This window comes from Colwellia sp., from assembly GCF_013214175.1.
GTDB lineage: Bacteria > Pseudomonadota > Gammaproteobacteria > Enterobacterales > Alteromonadaceae > Colwellia.
In genome coordinates, this window is sequence record NZ_JABSPA010000003.1 from 79,553 (window position 1) to 94,328 (window position 14,776).

At 39.8% G+C, this 14,776-nt stretch carries 12 protein-coding genes and 4 tRNA genes; all 16 read left to right on the plus strand.

Annotated elements, in window-relative coordinates; translation table 11 throughout:
* Nucleotides 1-549 (plus strand): DsbE family thiol:disulfide interchange protein, encoded by a 549-nt coding sequence (locus HRT55_RS08810; RefSeq protein WP_291620590.1) that lies wholly within the window; start codon nt 1-3, stop codon nt 547-549.
* Between the two features lies 1 nt (nt 550).
* Nucleotides 551-1,018: a cytochrome c-type biogenesis protein gene (locus HRT55_RS08815; protein ID WP_291620591.1), complete on the plus strand. Its 468-nt coding sequence runs from the start codon at nt 551-553 to the stop codon at nt 1,016-1,018.
* Between the two features lie 42 nt (nt 1,019-1,060).
* On the plus strand, nt 1,061-2,395 hold the full coding sequence (ccmI, locus tag HRT55_RS08820; protein ID WP_291620592.1) for a c-type cytochrome biogenesis protein CcmI: 1,335 nt from the start codon (nt 1,061-1,063) through the stop codon (nt 2,393-2,395).
* Between the two features lie 53 nt (nt 2,396-2,448).
* A complete protein-coding gene (gene hemH, locus HRT55_RS08825; RefSeq protein WP_291620593.1) occupies nt 2,449-3,564 on the plus strand; it encodes a ferrochelatase in 1,116 nt (371 codons plus the stop codon).
* Between the two features lie 111 nt (nt 3,565-3,675).
* The gene (gene dinB, locus HRT55_RS08830; protein ID WP_291620594.1) at nt 3,676-4,734 is read left to right on the plus strand and encodes a DNA polymerase IV; all 1,059 of its coding nucleotides are present in this window, start codon (nt 3,676-3,678) and stop codon (nt 4,732-4,734) included.
* 67 nt (nt 4,735-4,801) lie between these two features.
* Nucleotides 4,802-4,945: a hypothetical protein gene (locus HRT55_RS08835; RefSeq protein ID WP_291620595.1), complete on the plus strand. Its 144-nt coding sequence runs from the start codon at nt 4,802-4,804 to the stop codon at nt 4,943-4,945.
* A gap of 313 nt (nt 4,946-5,258) precedes the next feature.
* On the plus strand, nt 5,259-7,889 hold the full coding sequence (alaS, locus tag HRT55_RS08840) for an alanine--tRNA ligase (protein ID WP_291620596.1): 2,631 nt from the start codon (nt 5,259-5,261) through the stop codon (nt 7,887-7,889).
* Nucleotides 7,890-8,339: 450 nt separating this feature from the next.
* On the plus strand, nt 8,340-8,537 hold the full coding sequence (gene csrA / locus HRT55_RS08845; protein WP_057179906.1) for a carbon storage regulator CsrA: 198 nt from the start codon (nt 8,340-8,342) through the stop codon (nt 8,535-8,537).
* Between the two features lie 363 nt (nt 8,538-8,900).
* Nucleotides 8,901-8,992 (plus strand) — tRNA-Ser (locus HRT55_RS08850).
* 81 nt (nt 8,993-9,073) lie between these two features.
* A tRNA-Arg gene (locus HRT55_RS08855) sits at nt 9,074-9,150 on the plus strand.
* Nucleotides 9,151-9,305: 155 nt separating this feature from the next.
* Nucleotides 9,306-9,398 (plus strand) — tRNA-Ser (locus tag HRT55_RS08860).
* A gap of 82 nt (nt 9,399-9,480) precedes the next feature.
* Nucleotides 9,481-9,557 (plus strand) — tRNA-Arg (locus HRT55_RS08865).
* A gap of 778 nt (nt 9,558-10,335) precedes the next feature.
* Nucleotides 10,336-10,614 (plus strand): OadG family protein, encoded by a 279-nt coding sequence (locus tag HRT55_RS08870; protein ID WP_291615335.1) that lies wholly within the window; start codon nt 10,336-10,338, stop codon nt 10,612-10,614.
* Nucleotides 10,615-10,678: 64 nt separating this feature from the next.
* Nucleotides 10,679-12,457, plus strand: a complete 1,779-nt coding sequence (gene oadA / locus HRT55_RS08875; RefSeq protein WP_291620597.1) for a sodium-extruding oxaloacetate decarboxylase subunit alpha — start codon at nt 10,679-10,681, stop codon at nt 12,455-12,457.
* An 8-nt stretch (nt 12,458-12,465) separates the two neighbouring features.
* Nucleotides 12,466-13,599, plus strand: a complete 1,134-nt coding sequence (locus HRT55_RS08880; protein ID WP_291620598.1) for a sodium ion-translocating decarboxylase subunit beta — start codon at nt 12,466-12,468, stop codon at nt 13,597-13,599.
* A 361-nt stretch (nt 13,600-13,960) separates the two neighbouring features.
* Nucleotides 13,961-14,773, plus strand: coding sequence for a M48 family metallopeptidase (locus HRT55_RS08885; protein ID WP_291620599.1), 813 nt, complete (start codon nt 13,961-13,963; stop codon nt 14,771-14,773).
* The last annotated feature ends 3 nt before the right edge of the window (nt 14,774-14,776 follow it).

A 14,776-nucleotide genomic window follows, 5' to 3' on the forward strand; every position in this document is an offset into this window, starting at 1 on the left:
ATGGGCAAGTTAATACGTTTTCTGCCACTGATTTTAGTCATTGCTTTAGGTGTGGTGCTATATCGTGGCCTATCACTTAACCCACAGGATATGCCGTCGGCGTTAGTGGGCAAAACTATGCCCGCTTACTCACTGAAAACGCTAAATGATAATGGACAAGTTGTAACCCAGGCAGATCTAAAGGGTGATATTGTTTTAGTTAATGTTTGGGCGACTTGGTGCCCAACTTGTAAGTATGAGCACCCGTATTTAGTTGATATAGGGAAAGACCCACAAGTTAAACTTTATGGTTTGAACTACAAAGATGATCGCGCTGCAGCGCAGCAGTGGCTAGAACATTATGAAGACCCATATGTGTTTTCTATTTTTGATGACGAAGGGACTTTAGGTCTAGACCTTGGCGTTTACGGCGCGCCGGAAACATTTGTTATTGATCATCACGGTATTATTCGTAAACGTTTTGCTGGTGCTATTGATACCCGAGTATGGCGACGCGAATTTGAGCCATTAATTGCTCAGCTCATTGAAGAAAAAAAGCAGGGGAAATAACATGCGCTTAACCAGACTATTTATACTCTTTTTGACCTTAGCTTTTAGCGTTAATCAGGCAGAGGCTAGTCCAGTAGATACTTATGAATTTCATGATGAAGTGACGAAAATTCGCTTTCAAGCGTTAACTAAAGAGCTACGCTGTCCTAAGTGTCAAAATCAAAATTTAGCCGATTCAAATTCACCTATTGCTGCTGACTTACGTAAAGAGCTATATGAGTTGTTGCAGCAAGGGAAAGCTGACAGTGAAATTGTTAACTTTATGGTAGACCGCTATGGTGAATTTGTTTTATATCGACCAAGAGTTTCATCGTTGACCTACGTGTTATGGTTTGGTCCAATAGTGCTGATTTTGTTAGGCATTATTGTCGTTATTGTCATTGTGCGCAGAAAGCCAGTGGATAAAAGTGACTTGGTTTTATCGAAAGAGCAACAAGATAAGCTTAAAAACTTTTTAAATGATAAATAACCGTTAGCATTCGAAGCATTCAAATAAGTAGTAGATAACATTATGGAATTTTTAGTAATCGGCCTTATATTTTTAATTTTATTATTATTAATGGTATGGCGACCTTTCTTTAAACAGAAAACAGAACAAGTAAGTGTTAGTGGTAACTTACGTGATGAAACCAATGTCCGTTTATATCATGAACACAAACAAGAAATAGAAAAAGATTATCGTGAAAATAGGATGGATGAGGAGAACTATCAATACTTGCTAGCTGAGCTTGATAATACCTTGTTACAAGATATTGAAAGCACAGCTAAAGCAGATAACGTTGCTATCGGTATGGGTAAAAAATATTCTCCTTTTTGGCCATTAGGCTTGAGTGTCTTTATTATCATTTTTTCTGTGGCGCTCTATAACAAACAAGGCAGTTATAAACTCATTACCGAATTACCAGCCGGACATGGCCAGCAACAAGCGATGTCAGCAGATAAAATGCTTAAGCAACGTGAAATTCAAGCGATGGCGCATATTGAAAAGCTGCAACAGCATATTGAAGCAACTCCTGAAGATAGTGAAGCTTGGTATAACTTAGGGCAAACCTATGTTGCCGTGGGTAGTTTTGATGAAGCGATTGCCGCCTTTACCCAAGTGATGAAAATTGAAGGCGAACATGCCGATTTATTAGGGGCTATTGCCCAAGCGCTTTATTATAAAAACGACCAACAAATTAATGTGCAAGTACAAGAGTATATTGATAAAGCATTAGCCCTTGATGTAAATGATGCATCAACTAATATCTTACTCGGTATGCACAATTTCATTGGTGAAAATTACCAGAGTGCCATTACTTATTGGCAACGTGTTATTGATGCCAATAATCAAGGCGTGAATATTGAAGCACTTACAGAAGCTGTGGCTGAGGCTAAAAATAGGCTCGGTAACTTTGCTAGTAATTCGGCAGGTAACCAAGCGAGTAATTCGGCAGCTAACTCAGCAAGTAGTTCGGCGGCTAGCTCAAAAAATGAAGCAAAAGATACTTCAGGGCCGCAACTTAAAGTGAGTGTTAGCTTGTCTGACGATATTGCCAAGCAATTAGCACAAGGCGAAGACCGCGTAGTATTTATTTATGCCGTACCAACAAATGGTCAACGTATGCCACTTGCCGCGGTTAAAATGAAAGCCAGTGATTTACCAACCGTTATTGTATTAAATAATAGTCAAGCCATGAGCAGTGAACATACTATAGGTAGTGTCGATAACGTGCATGTTTACGCCATTGTTTCAATGCAAGGTGGTGTTGGCATTAAGTCAGGAGACTATAAAGCTGAAGCTCTTGGTATTGATGTAAACCGCACTGAAACCCTTGAGCTTATAGTGAATAAACTCGTTGAATAATCTGCTTGAACAAAAGCCTAGGTTATTAATATAAAATAAGAAGAAAAAGCCAAATGAAATCTCGCTTTAGTGCACGGAAAGAAAGTAGCGACTGTACCGTTGAAGATAACACTGTTGAAGGTAATTCTGCTGAAGGTATTGCCGATAAGCAAAGTTCAACAACGGCAGTGTTATTAACTAATTTAGGTTCGCCAGATGAACCTAGCACTAGTGCTTTACGTCGTTACTTGCGAGAATTTTTATCAGATAGAAGGGTGGTTGAAATTCCTCGCTTGCTCTGGCTTTTTATTTTACACGGAATTATTTTACGTATTAGACCGGCGAAATCAGCCAAGTTATATCAAAGTATTTGGCAAGAAGATGGTGCACCTTTACTTACCACCACCGCCGCGCAAAAAGAAAAATTAGCCACGAAAATTAAAGCGCAATATGGCGATAATGTTATTGTTGATTACGCCATGCGTTATGGTAATCCATCAATTGCTAGTGCTTTACAGAAATTTCAGCAACAAGGTGTTGATAAAATAGTGGTGTTACCTTTGTACCCACAATATGCAGGGCCAACAACGGGCTCGACTTTTGATGCCTTAAGTAAAGAGCTGCAACAATGGCGCTATGTGCCATCAATCTACTTTTTAAACACCTACCACCACAACCCGCTTTATATTAAGGCGTTAGTTAATACTATTGTTGAACATGTTAAAGCGCATGGTAAGCCGGATAAATTGGTATTGTCTTACCATGGTATGCCCGAGCTATTTCGCCAGTGGGGTGATCCTTATTATGATTTTTGTTTACAAACAACCGACTTGTTAAAGCAACAATTATTAGCGACAGAGATAGCCTCGCAGTGTTGTTTTAAAGAAGATGAAATAATCTCTACTTTTCAATCTCGTTTTGGTAAAGCGCAATGGCTACAACCTTATACCGATGAAACATTAGCGAGTCTGCCGCAACAAGGTGATAAACATATTGCCATTCTAAGCCCTGCCTTTAGTAGTGACTGTCTGGAAACACTAGAAGAATTAGAGCATGAAAACCGGGAAATATTCATCAATGCTGGTGGTGAGCAATACCATTATATTGCTGCATTAAATGATCGCGACGATCATATTGACGCCTTGTTTGATGTCTTAGTACCCGCTTTGGGCTCGCCTGAGCTTAATTAGTACGGTATAAATGCGACTTTAAGCATCAAGCACTCTATTCAACTCATTTGCTAAGCCACACAAAGTCAGTATACTGTATTTGTATACAGTTGTCCTGGTGGTGGGTGGTAAATGAGTAATCAGCGAAAAATAATTCATATCGATATGGACTGCTTCTATGCTGCCGTTGAAATGCGAGATTTTCCTGAGTATCGAAATATCCCGCTGGCAGTGGGTGGCGATGGCCCTCGTAGTGTCTTGTGTACCAGTAACTATCAAGCACGTAAATTTGGCGTCCGTGCTGCCATGCCTGCCATAAAAGCAAAACAACTTTGCCCAAACCTGACCATAGTTCATGGTCGCATGGATGTGTACAAAGAAGCCTCTAAACATATCAGAGAAATATTTTCTCGCTACACCGACCTTATTGAACCTTTATCCCTAGATGAGGCCTTTCTTGATGTCACTGAGGCAACCTTGTGTCAGGGCAGTGCCACGCTTATTGCTGAACAGATTAGAGCTGATATTTTTAATGAGCTTAACTTGACTGCCTCAGCGGGCATTGCCCCGAATAAGTTTTTGGCTAAAATTGCCAGCGACGAAAATAAGCCTAATGGCCAATGTGTAATCACCCCTGATAAAGTCGCGAATTTTGTTGAACAATTATCGCTAAAGAAGATACCGGGTATTGGACCTAAAACTTTTGAAAAGCTCAATCGCCATGGTTATGTCACTTGCGCGGATGTACGTCAAAGTAATATAAGAGCATTACAGAATATTGTCGGTAAATTTGCTAATAGTTTGTATTTAAAAGCCCATGGTGTCGATAATCGAGCTCTAGAGGTCAGTCGGCAACGAAAGTCACTCGCCATTGAAACTACTTTGATGGAAGATTTATCAACCCAAGATGAGTGCCAGCTTGTTATTGAGTCCTTATATGAAAAACTGTTAATTCGATTAGCACCACACAGTAATAGGGAAATCATTAGGCAAGGGGTGAAATTGAAGTTTGCCGATTTTAATCAAACTACTGTTGAAACCCAGAGTAATGCCTGTCAACAAGCCCTGTTTTATAGCTTACTGTCAAAAGCCTATAGTCGAGCAAATAAGCGTGGCATCCGCCTCGTCGGCTTAACCTTAGGTTTTGCTGACAACCCAAGTGAAAGCCTTCAGTTGTCACTTTCACTCTAGTTTTTAGTAGCCAAGCACAGATAGACCTGAACCAAACGGCATAAGCTTACGCAGTTGGCTTATCAGCATGGCAACTTCCCTCACCGCAATTGATATGGCTATTAAACGCTTATTGGAAAAAGCTATTTCAATGCTGATGTTTTTGCTAGCAACGGCTGTCTATACCAAGCTAACCCTGGCTATGCTTGGCTTTCTATCGCTAACAAACTGAAACAAAAGCGTGTCTGCACAACAATTATCCAAAAATTGCGTGAAAGTTGTGAAATTGATTGGTATCTTCAAGCGGAGCTTGGGTATAATAAGCGTTTTGGCGCCAAGTACTCTATTGATGAAAGCATTAATAGTAAGCTTGACTAAAAGCAGCAAAAGAAAAACAAGCCAAGCAGCTTTGTTTTTTACCATCCCGTGGTTATTCCAGTGATGAAATCTTTGCGGTATTAGACTAAATTACAGCACGTAAATAGCGCCAAAATTAGCATAAACCCAGAATTTAAATAGACCTAAATCGATTTGTTGAGTATCCCATGATTAAAAGCACCGCCGAAGTCCGTCAGGCATTTTTAGATTTCTTTGCCACCAAACAACATCAAATAGTTAAAAGCAGCTCGTTAGTACCAGGTAATGATGCCACGTTATTGTTTACCAATGCCGGTATGGTGCCTTTTAAAGATGTATTTTTAGGCGCTGAAAAGCGTAGTTATACCCGAGCAACCTCAGCACAACGTTGTGTGCGAGCAGGTGGTAAACATAACGATTTAGAAAATGTTGGCTACACTGCGCGTCATCATACTTTTTTCGAAATGTTAGGCAACTTCAGCTTTGGTGATTATTTCAAAGAAGATGCTATTGGTTATGCTTGGGAGTTTTTAACTGTTGTTCTAGGCATACCAAAAGAAAAACTACTGGTTACTGTATATGCAACAGATGAAGAGGCTTTTTCATACTGGAAAGATGAAATTGGTGTACCAGAAGATAAAATAATCCGCATTGGTGATAAATCAGCGGATAAGAAGTATGAATCAGATAACTTCTGGTCAATGGGTGATACCGGTCCTTGTGGACCTTGTTCGGAAATTTTCTTTGATCACGGTGCCGATATTTTTGGTGGACCACCGGGCTCGCCTGATGAAGATGGTGATCGTTTTATTGAAATTTGGAACATAGTCTTTATGCAATATAACCGTCAAAGTGACGGTACTATGGAGCCATTACCTAATCCTTCTATTGATACTGGTATGGGCTTAGAGCGTATTTCAGCTATTATGCAAAATGTGCATAGCAACTATGAAATTGATATTTTCCAAGCATTAATTAAAGATACCGCTGCGCTACTTAGTTGTAGCGATTTAGAACATAAATCATTACGTGTTATTAGTGACCATATTCGTTCATGTAGCTTTTTAATTGTTGATGGTGTTGTGCCATCAAATGAAGGTCGTGGTTATGTACTGCGTCGTATTATTCGTCGTGCTATTCGCCATGGTCATAAATTAGAAGCTCAAGATCATTTCTTCCATAAATTAGTTGCCTCGTTAATCGGACAAATGGGTGAAGCCTATCCTGAGTTAGTCCAGCAACAAGCAATCATTGAAAAATTATTACGTATAGAAGAAGAGCAATTTGGTCGTACTCTAGATCGTGGCATGATTTTACTTGAAGATATTTTAGCTAATTTATCTGGCGATACCATCAAGGGTGATGACGTCTTTAAGTTATATGATACTTATGGTTTTCCAGCTGATTTAACCGCTGATATTGCTCGTGAACGTCAATTGAAAATTGATCAAGACGGATTTATTGCTGCGATGAAACAGCAACGTGAACGCGCACAAAAAGCGAGTAACTTTGGTACTGATTATAATCAACAGCTTAAATCTGATCACAAAACAGCATTTAAAGGCTACGACAATGACTCATATTCAGCGACTGTGGTTGAGTTATTTAATAGCCAAGATCAAGAGCCGATTCAGCAATTAAATGCTGGTGAGCAGGGCATTGTTATTTTAGATCATACGCCGTTTTATGCTGAATCAGGTGGGCAAGCAGGTGATAGTGGTTTATTACACCTAGACGGTGATGTGTTTGAAGTAACCGATACGATTAAATTAGGTAATGCTTTTGCCCATAGAGGCACTGCACGGACAGATATTGGCTTAAACCGTAGGGTAAAAGCTGAAATCAACGTTGAGCGCAGAGCTGCTATCGTTAAAAACCATACCGCAACACATTTATTACATGCAGCATTACGCAAAGTATTGGGTGAACATGTTACTCAGAAAGGCTCATTATGTGATAGTGATAAATTACGTTTTGACTTCTCTCATTTTGAAGGTGTTACAGCACAAGAGTTACATGCGGTTGAGCAAATGGTTAATGATGAAATTCGTCGTAACCACGCAAAGAAAACTGAGTCTATGTACATAGAAGAAGCTAAAGAAAAAGGTGCTATGGCACTCTTTGGTGAAAAGTATGATGATGAAGTACGCGTAGTTACCCTTGGCGATTTTTCAATAGAGCTTTGTGGTGGTGTCCATGTTGATAGAACCGGTGATATTGGTTTATTAAAAATTGTTTCTGAATCTGGTATTGCTGCAGGAGTTCGTCGTATCGAAGCTGTTACAGCTACCGGGGCACTTGACTTTATTAATCAACAGAGCGCCTCTTTAACGAATATTGCCGCGCTGGTTAAAAGTGATGTGGCTAATGTTGGTAACAAAGTAGAGCTGCTAGTTAGTCGCTCTAAGCAGCTTGAAAAGGAAATCGGACAACTTAAACAGGAATTAGCTGCACAAGCTGGCTCTGATTTAATTAATGATGCTATAGACATTAATGGCGTTAAAGTTTTAATTGCTGATCTAGGTGGTGTGGAGAGCAAAGCACTTCGTGGCATGGTTGATGAACTTAAAAATAAAATGCAATCAGGCATTATCATGTTAGCAACGGCTAATGGCCCGAAAGTGGGCTTGATCGCTGGTGTAACCAAAGACTTAGTTGGCCGTGTTAAAGCCGGTGAGCTAGTTAATATGGTCGCCCAACAAGTGGGTGGTAAAGGCGGTGGCCGTCCAGATATGGCACAAGCAGGTGGTAGCCAGCCAGAGAACATCACACCGGCCCTTGCTAGTGTATCTGCATGGTTAACAGAAAAGCTCGCTTAAACGCTAGATAAAATGGTTAGTAGTAATTAACTACTGATTTAAAGGGAATATAAAAGGAAGCATTTGCTTCCTTTTTTGTTTTTATTTCATGTTATAAAAATGAAAATGCCCATGGAGGCAGGGGCTTATTTGTTGTGATGTACAAATAAACACCAAAATATTGCAATTGATTACAGGATCGGTAGTAAAAATAGACTATAAAAGTATTCAAGGATATGGAATTATTGCTAAAATATGAAAGATAGATGTAGCAACAAAGTTACTTGTTGCCTATTATCGAAGCTTCATTGAAAACTATCATCGGATATGGTGTTTTTAGTGAATAATGACTTTTTATCGAAAATTGACTATTAGTTATAGTGGATGGATTAAAAAGTAACTAATTCTAATATATTACTAGCTTATATATATTTATTTAGTGATCTCACTTTAAAGGATAAGGAAGAAAACATGCTTATATTAACACGACGCGTAGGCGAAACTTTAATGATTGGTGATGAAGTCACCGTAACTGTTTTAGGCGTTAAAGGAAATCAGGTAAGAATAGGTGTTAATGCGCCAAAAGAAATCTCAGTGCATCGCGAAGAAATTTACATGCGTATTCAAGCTGAGAAAGGTGATGCTGAAGTTTCAGGTAACAAGGTCTAACTAATCACTGCTTTTTTAGTTGATTATTAGAGACTTTACTGAGAAGCGTTATATATTACGTTATATATAACAGCTAACAAAACACTGCTAAGGCGGTGTTTTTTTATGTATATGCTTGGTAAATGATTAAAAAACAATACAATCGGATGAATTGTCAGCAAACAGTAATAAATCCTAATTAAATACTAAAAATTGTTTGACTTATTTTTAGAATCCCTTATTATTCGCCCCGTTGGAGAGGTGGCCGAGAGGCCGAAGAGCTTCCTGTTAAAAGGGTTTCTGGTTTATCCCAGATGAAAGTTCTTTTCTAACGCGTTTTATTATTAAACGCATTGGAACTTGACAATGAAAAGGTAAAGTATTGGAGAGGTGGCCGAGTGGCCGAAGGCGCTCCCCTGCTAAGGGAGTAACGGCTTTAAATCCGTTCGAGAGTTCGAATCTCTCCCTCTCCGCCATTACTTTTATTACGATAAATAATGGTTGTGAAGAACGAAAGTTCACTATCTTGAGACTAGGATATAAAATATAGCTAATGAGGGCGCGTAGCTCAGCTGGATAGAGTACCTGGCTACGAACCAGGCGGTCGCAGGTTCGACTCCTGCCGCGCCCACCACATTGAAAACCCCACCTAATTGGTGGGGTTTTTTTTCGTTATAAAGTCAAAGGTGATATTGCTTAATATAAAGCATCACTTGAGTCATTTAGAATGAAGAGAGTTAATCGCGGGTAATAAGGTTTTTTTAGAGTTCCTTATTATTTGTAATTATTGGAGAGGTGGCCGAGTGGCCGAAGGCGCTCCCCTGCTAAGGGAGTATCTGGTTTGTAGCCGGATCGAGGGTTCGAATCCCTCCCTCTCCGCCATTATTTTTCTTATGAGAAATTATGGTTGTGTAGAACGAAAGTTCACTATCTTTAGACTAAGATATAAAAGATAGTTTATTGTGGGCGCGTAGCTCAGCTGGATAGAGTACCTGGCTACGAACCAGGCGGTCGCAGGTTCGACTCCTGCCGCGCCCACCACATCGAATGCCCCATCTAATTAGGTGGGGCTTTTTCGTTTCTGGATATCTACAAATTAATTAAAGTATGTGGGGCGTGTAGCTCAGCTGGATAGACTTATCTATATGGAACGTTGGCTACGATGGGTCACTGTACAGTCGCAGGTTTCTCTTGTAGGTAGATGTCTGCCGCGCCCACCATATCGAAAGCTCCTCCTTAACAGGTGGGGCTTTTTTCGTTTCTAATCAGGTAGAAATGTATTAATACTACTTGCCTGAATAGCCCTGCGTAGGCCTACGACAAATGGAAGTTCGGCTATATTAATTTCCTTATTCTGTTGCCGGATCTTAACTCAACGCTAGCCATGTTCTTTAGCTGAACAGTTTGCTTTATTCGTGGGCATTCTATGAGGCTCATCATTAGGATGAACGCCGTTTGGTGGTAAAAGTAAATGTTTGTTATTTAATTTGTGTTGTTTTTTGTCCGTGTTTTTTGTACTAACTACCAATAGTTTCGTATATATATTCCATAATATGGGTGGTGCGTCCAGTTGTGTATATTGTATATTATTGCGTTTTATCTTTTGCTGAATGCCTATATTCATGGATTTGATAATGTATACAATATTACAAGTATGCAAAGTGCTCCGTATATTTCTGTATATTTCTGTATATATGGTGAATATTCGCCATTTAAGGGCTTGACGGTGAGTTATTTTTATGAAATTGAATAAAATTGTTTGCAATGTAGCTATTGGAGTGATTATTCTAATTATAAGATATTTGAATGAGAATAAATAATGGACAATATGCAGCAGCAGTTTATTGAAGCTGGCACCCTAATGTTAGCCGGAATGGTATTTGTATTTGTATTTTTAAGTATGTTAATTATATTTATTAATACAGTACTGGCAAAACTGGCAATAAAATTTCCGGATCCTATTGTCGCATCGTCTTCTCGCGCTAATAAAAAGAGCAAGAGCCACAGTAAACCTCATGGTGATTTTTCACCAGCAGTTGTTGCTGCAATTAGCGGAGCGGTCAAACGCTATCGTAGCCAACATGGCCAAGATAAATAATCTTGATAAAAATTGAAACTCTTCTTCACCATTATAATTAAAAATTAGATTAAAGGGCATAAACATGAGTAAGCCATTAGGTATCACCGAAGTAGTCTTAAGAGATGGGCATCAGTCAATTTTAGCCACCAGGCTTCGCTTAGCCGATATGCTGCCTATTGCTGCGACACTTGATGAGGTTGGCTATTGGTCAATTGAGTCGTGGGGCGGAGCAACCTTTGATTCGTGTATTCGTTATTTAGGTGAAGATCCTTGGGAACGAATTCGTGCCCTTAAAAAAGCGATGCCTAAAACCAAACAGCAAATGTTATTTCGTGGCCAAAATATTCTAGGTTATCGCCATTATGCTGATGACGTAGTTGAAAAATTTGTAGAGCGTGCTCATATCAATGGTATTGATGTGTTTCGTATTTTTGATGCCATGAATGATGTTCGTAACTTGCAAACATCTATTAAAGCCGCAGTTAAAGTCGGCGCGCATGCCCAAGGTACGCTAAGTTACACCGAGAGCCCAGTACATAGCTTGGACGGTTGGTTAACGATGGCGAAAAAAATCGAAGACATGGGTGCTCATTCTTTATGTATTAAAGATATGTCAGGATTATTGAAACCTTATGATGCAGCTGAGTTGATTGGTAAGTTAAAAGAGACGGTTGCTCTACCTATTGCTTTGCATTGTCATGCGACCACAGGTTTAAGTCTTGCCACGCAAATGAAGGCTATCGACAGTGATATTGATGTAATTGATACCTCTATTTCTTCAATGAGCATGACTTATGGTCACTCTCCAACAGAAACCATTGCTGCGATTGTTGAAGGTGGTCCTCGGGCTACAGGGCTCAATGTTGAAAAAATGGCAGAAGTTGCTGCATATTTTCGTGATGTAAGAGAAAAATATGCTGAATTTGAAGGTAGCTTAAAAGGTGTTGATGCCCGAATTTTAACCGCGCAAGTTCCTGGTGGCATGTTAACTAACATGGAAAACCAGTTAAAAGAGCAAGGCGCGGCGGATAAATTTGATGAAGTATTAATTGAAATACCCAAGGTACGTAAAGACCTAGGTTATATCCCTCTAGTTACTCCTACGTCACAGATTGTTGGTACACAAGCTGTACTTAATATCTTAACCGGTGAGCGTTATAAATCGATAACAAAAGAAACTGCTGGGGTGTTAAAAGGTGAATATGGTGCAACAGCTGCGCCAGTTGACTTGGAATTACAAGCAAGAGTATTGGACGGTAAAGAAGTTATCACTTGTCGTCCGGCTGATTTACTTGACCCTGAAGTTGATAAATTATCAGAAGAGCTACAAATTCTAGCCAAAGAGAAAGGCATTAGCTTAGCGGATGAAATTATTGATGATGTATTAACCTATGCATTGTTTCCGCAAATAGGCTTGAAATTCTTAGAAAATCGCAATAATCCTGCAGCTTTTGAACCTATCCCAACTAAAGCTAGTACTAAGGCAAAAACTGTCGCAGACAATGCTAGTACAGGTGCAACTGAAAATTATGCCGTGAGTGTTGATGGTAAGGTTTATGATGTAATCGTTGCGCCTGGTGGCTCTATTGATTCGATAACCCTTCCTGCCGGTGATGATGCGATGAAACAATCTGCGTCTATCTCTGCAGAAGAAACGCTAAATGCGCCATTAGCAGGTAACATCTTCAAAGTTTTGGTAAGGGAAGGTGATCATGTTGAAGCGGATGATGTCGTTATCATTATGGAAGCTATGAAGATGGAAACTGAAATTCGCGCGGTTACGGCTGGCGAAATTGTATCGATATTTACCAAAGAAGGTGACTCAGTTGCCGTTGGTGATGCCTTGCTTAGCTTTTCATAGGAGTTATCATGGATTCATTAACTAAATTATGGCTTTCAACTGGCTTAGCAAATTTTGAGTTAGGGCAAGTAGTGATGATGTTAGTGGGCTGCGGCCTGCTTTATTTAGCCATTGCTCGAAACTTTGAACCATTATTATTATTACCAATGGGCTTTGGTGCTATTTTAACCAATATCCCATTGTCAGGCTTTTCAGAAGTCGGTGGTTTATTGCATTATATCTACTATGCAGGTATTGATACGGGAATTTTTCCACTCATTATCTTTATGGGCGTTGGTGCGATGACGGACTTTGGTGCCCTTATCGCTAATCCTAAAACCTTGCTTTTAGGCGCAGCAGCGCAGTTCGGTATTTTTGCTACCTTGTTTGGCGCTATCGCCTTAAACTATGTCCCAGGTATAGAGTTTACCCTTAAAGATGCTTCAGCTATTGCTATTATTGGTGGCGCAGATGGCCCTACCGCAATATTTCTTGCTTCGAAATTAGCACCAGATTTATTAGGCGCAATCGCAGTGGCAGCTTATTCTTATATGGCTTTGGTACCTATTATCCAACCGCCAATCATGAGAGCATTAACCACGTTAGATGAACGTAAAATTGAAATGGCGCAACTTAGATCAGTCACTAAAATAGAAAAAATTATTTTTCCATTAGGTGTCTTGTTAATGACTATTTTCTTTTTACCGGCAGCAACACCCTTGGTCGGTATGTTTTGTTTAGGAAACTTAATGCGAGAGTCGGGTGTGGTTGATCGCTTAAGTTCCACCGCGCAAAATGAGCTTATTAATATTACTACTATATTCTTAGGTCTAGGTGTTGGTTCCAAGTTAAGTGCTGAAGCGTTCTTGAATGTCGAAACCTTAGGTATTTTAGGATTAGGCGCAGTGGCTTTCTCCATTGGTACTGCTTCAGGGGTAATCATGGCTAAAACCATGAATAAGTTCTCTAAAGTTCCTATTAATCCTCTTATTGGCGCTGCTGGTGTCTCTGCTGTACCAATGGCGGCACGTGTTGCCAATAAAGTTGGTTTGGAAGCAAATCCGCATAATTTCTTACTAATGCATGCTATGGGACCCAATGTTGCTGGTGTGCTTGGCTCAGCTGTTGCTGCTGGGGTTTTGTTGGCTCTAGTGGGCGGTTAAGTAGCTAAAGTGATTTAACAAGCAATACCCATTAAAAACCGAGCCTTGCTCGGTTTTTTGTTTATTAGGCTTTTATTTCTTAGCTTTGTGTTTTATTGAAATTTCGAGCTAATACCAGTTTCATTAAGTTTGTGATCTTGTTGTGTATAGGAAAAATAAATCAGGGCAAGGCGCTCGATTGAGCAATAGCTAGCTATTGGGATTGAGAGCAACGCTGACATGGCGTATTTAAACCAGCACAAGTGATCAATAATTTAATGGAATTGGTATAAGGTAACTAAAAGCTATAACTGACTAGTATCTTGCTAGTCATCGTCATAAAATACCCTTACTTACAATTTACGGATAATATAAGTTACCCATGAAACTTCCCCTCATTATGCTTAGCGCATTAATTGCACTTACTGCCTGTACAAGTTCGAGCACTGGTCGCAAACAAGTGATGCTATTTTCAGATAGCGAGCTTGATAAAATGGGCGCCGCTTCATTCGAAGAGATGAAAACGAAAACCCCAATTAGTACAGATAAAGCGACCAACGACTTTGTCCAGTGTGTGGCTAAGGCTATCACCAAAAATGTGCCTAAATCAGTTCATAAAGGTAACTGGGAAGTGGTTATTTTTGCTTCCCCACAAGTTAATGCTTTTGCCTTACCTGGCGGTAAAATTGGTGTTTATACCGGTATTTTAAAGGTCACTGAAAACCAAGATCAGTTAGCTGCCATTATTGGTCATGAGGTTGGTCATGTCATTGAACACCATTCTAATGAGCGCTTATCAGCTAACAAGCTACAAAATATGGGCATGGCTGCAGCAACGGTAGCAGTAGGTATGACTGATGTAGAAAATAAAGGCTTGTGGATGGCAGGGCTAGGTGTCGGGCTACAATATGGCGTAATTATGCCTTATGGGCGAGCACATGAGAGTGAAGCTGATATTGTCGGCCAAGATCTGATGGCGCGTTCGGGTTTTGAACCCAGTGCCAGTATTAAACTTTGGCAAAACATGGCGAAGTTAAGTAAAGATGCTCCAGCTGAGTTTATGTCAACCCATCCATCTAACCAAACACGTATCAAGCAACTAACCGAACATTTACCAGTGTCGATGAAGTATTATCAAACGGGTAATCGACCACATTGCCAAAAACCTAGCGTGACCCCAGCAGCTAAGTCTTAACAG